This is a genomic window from Enterobacter sp. CM29 (assembly GCF_013179605.1).
GTDB lineage: Bacteria > Pseudomonadota > Gammaproteobacteria > Enterobacterales > Enterobacteriaceae > Enterobacter > Enterobacter intestinihominis.
Map to the genome: position 1 here is coordinate 1 of NZ_JABMCU010000306.1, position 2,763 is coordinate 2,763.

At 54.7% G+C, this 2,763-nt stretch carries 4 protein-coding genes and 1 pseudogene; all 5 read left to right on the plus strand.

Annotation, left to right across the window (positions count from 1 at the left end; genetic code table 11):
* Positions 1–154 precede the first annotated feature (154 nt).
* The 5 genes and pseudogenes from HP459_RS22275 (at position 155) to HP459_RS22295 (ending at position 2,712) form a co-directional block, all read left to right on the plus strand.
* Positions 155–364 carry a hypothetical protein gene (locus tag HP459_RS22275; protein WP_171936861.1) on the plus strand — a complete coding sequence of 70 codons (210 nt, stop codon included), beginning with the start codon at positions 155–157 and terminating at the stop codon, positions 362–364.
* A 3-nt stretch (positions 365–367) separates the two neighbouring features.
* Positions 368–556: pseudogene (locus HP459_RS22280) on the plus strand (phage tail protein); the annotation flags it as partial.
* Positions 557–657: 101 nt separating this feature from the next.
* A complete protein-coding gene (locus HP459_RS22285) occupies positions 658–1,830 on the plus strand; it encodes a phage tail sheath protein (protein WP_014884890.1) in 1,173 nt (390 codons plus the stop codon).
* A 9-nt stretch (positions 1,831–1,839) separates the two neighbouring features.
* Complete coding sequence (locus tag HP459_RS22290; RefSeq protein ID WP_007848874.1) at positions 1,840–2,355, plus strand: phage major tail tube protein; 516 nt, start codon at positions 1,840–1,842, stop codon at positions 2,353–2,355.
* 54 nt (positions 2,356–2,409) lie between these two features.
* A complete protein-coding gene (locus tag HP459_RS22295) occupies positions 2,410–2,712 on the plus strand; it encodes a phage tail assembly protein (RefSeq protein ID WP_171936862.1) in 303 nt (100 codons plus the stop codon).
* Positions 2,713–2,763 lie beyond the last annotated feature (51 nt).

Below are 2,763 nucleotides of genomic sequence, written 5' to 3' on the forward strand. Positions count from 1 at the left end.
GAACGTATTTCCGCTGATCCTGGTATTGGGGCCAACGTCACCCACTCATCTATGGTTATTGATTCATTGACAACAAAAGCTGGTTTCAAGGCTCGCTGCATAATGTCTGCTACGGGCAATCCATCAAGTAATGGTTTTTCATGGAGGGTTTATTATGCGCCTGTTTAATCCAAACACTATGACAGAGGTTATCCCCGGTTTTCACGATACTGCAGGGGCGATTGAACTGCCTGCTGATAACTGGTTTTTCAGAACTTCAGAAATACCGAAAGGGATGCGCCTTGATGTAAATAACAAAGGCGAACCAGTTCTGTTAGAAATTAAAAATGAAATGACAGAAAAAGGTGAAGTTGATGCCATCTGATTGATACAAAACCTCGGTTTAGGGGAAGGCTCCGCGCTTCCAGTTGGTGTACCAGTTCAATGGCCATCAGCAACTCCACCGGCAGGGAGGCTCAAATGCAACGGAGCAGCGTTCACGGCTTCCCAATATCCAAAACTTGCGCTTGCTTATCCTGCCCTCAAACTGCCAGACCTTCGCGCTGAGTTTATCCGCGCGGGCGTATTGTGTGATTAAGGGAACAATGCCGCGTAGCTGTCTGCGCGGCCCATTCAATTCACCATAGGGCGAAACCTAAACACCGGAGGGTTCGCCGTATGGCTAAGGATTATCACCACGGTGTGCGCGTCGTTGAGGTCAACGATGGCACCCGCCCCATTTCAACAGTAAGCACGGCAATTGTCGGTATGGTCTGTACCGGCGATGATGCAGATGCGTCCGTGTTCCCCCTCAATAAACCGGTCCTGCTCACCGACGTGCTGACCGCCAGCGGTAAAGCAGGCGAGTCCGGCACGCTGGCCCGCTCACTGGATGCAATTGCCGACCAGGCTAAACCCGTGACCGTCGTTGTGCGCGTGGCTCAGGGTGAAACCGAAGCGGAGACAACCTCCAACATTATCGGCGGCGTGACAGCTGACGGTAAAAAAACGGGCATGAAAGCGCTGTTATCTGCGCAGTCTCAGCTCGGCGTTAAGCCGCGCATTCTGGGCGTGCCGGGGCATGACACGCAGGCGGTTGCCACTGAGCTGCTGAGCGTGGCGCAGAGTCTGCGCGGGTTCGCCTATCTGTCAGCCTACGGCTGCAAAACGGTAGAGGAGGCCATTGCCTACCGCGCTAATTTCAGCCAGCGCGAGGGAATGCTGATCTGGCCTGATTTCATCAGTTTTGACACCGTGCTGAATGCTGACGCAACGGCCTACGCCTCAGCCCGTGCGCTTGGTCTGCGTGCCAAAATTGACGAGCAGACCGGCTGGCACAAATCCCTGTCCAACGTGGGCGTGAACGGCGTCACCGGCATTTCTGCTGATGTGTTCTGGGATTTGCAGGACCCGGCAACCGATGCGGGGCTGCTGAACCAGAACGATGTCACCACGCTGATCCGCAAAGACGGCTTCCGCTTCTGGGGTTCCCGTTGCCTCAGTGACGATCCACTGTTTGCCTTTGAAAACTACACCCGCACCGCGCAGGTACTGGCTGACACCATCGCCGAAGCGCATATGTGGGCGGTGGATGGCGTGCTTAACCCGTCACTGGCCCGCGACATTATCGAAGGTATTCGCGCCAAACTGCGCAACCTGAAAACGCAGGGCTACATCATCGGCGCCGACTGCTGGCTGGATGAGTCCGTAAACGATAAAGATTCCCTGAAAGCCGGGAAGCTCACTATCGATTACGACTATACGCCGGTACCGCCTCTGGAAAACCTGATGCTGCGCCAGCGCATCACCGATCAGTATCTGCTGGATTTCTCCAGCCAGGTCAGCGCGTAAGGGGACAATATGGCTTTACCACGCAAGTTAAAACACCTGAACCTGTTTAACGACGGGAATAACTATCAGGGGATTGTTGAGTCCCTGACCCTGCCTAAATTCGGCCGCAAGTTTGAAAAGTATCGCGGCGGCGGTATGCCCGGTTCGGCTGATGTTGATCTGGGGCTGGATGATGGCGCGCTGGACACGGAATTTTCAATCGGTGGCACCGAACTGCTGTTATTCAAACAGATGGGTAAAGCCACCGTTGACGGTATCCAGCTGCGTTTCACCGGCTCCATTCAGCGTGACGATACCGGCGAAGTGCAGGCCGTTGAGCTGGTTGTGCGCGGGCGACATAAAGAAGTCGATTCCGGCGAATGGAAAACCGGGGAGAGCAACACCACAAAAGTCAGCAGCACCAACAGCTACGCGAAGCTGACCATTAACGGCGAGGTGCTCTATGAGGTTGATGTGATCAACATGATTGAAATCGTTGATGGCGTGGACCTGATGGAAGAACACCGCAACGCCCTGGGCCTCTGATCTACTTTAAAGGCGCGGGCAGCCGCGCCAGTACCTTATTAACAGGAAATGACAATGAGCGAACAACTGACTGAAAAAACCGTACAGCTGGACACCCCAATCAAACGCGGTAAAACCGAAATTACCGAAATTGTGCTGCGCAAGCCGCAGTCCGGCGCGCTGCGTGGTACCCGTCTGCAGGCGATCATGGATATGGACGTCGGCGCGATGATGACGATTATTCCCCGCATCTCCACGCCCGCGCTGACCGCTCAGGAAATGGCTGAAATGGACCCCGCCGATCTCACCGCGCTGTCGGTTGAGGTGGTCACTTTTTTGTTGAAGAAATCGGTGCTTGCCGGTTTGCCGACAGCCTGACGGTAGAAGACCTGGTGGCTGATATCGCCACCATTTTTCACTGGCCGCCGT

Bases quoted from the DNA above. Each gene is read 5' to 3' on its own strand.
- HP459_RS22275 (WP_171936861.1), top strand. From the start codon at position 155: ATGCGCCTGTTTAATCCAAACACTATGACAGAGGTTATCCCCGGTTTT.
- HP459_RS22285 (WP_014884890.1), top strand. From the start codon at position 658: ATGGCTAAGGATTATCACCACGGTGTGCGCGTCGTTGAGGTCAACGAT.
- HP459_RS22290 (WP_007848874.1), top strand. From the start codon at position 1,840: ATGGCTTTACCACGCAAGTTAAAACACCTGAACCTGTTTAACGACGGG.
- HP459_RS22295 (WP_171936862.1), top strand. From the start codon at position 2,410: ATGAGCGAACAACTGACTGAAAAAACCGTACAGCTGGACACCCCAATC.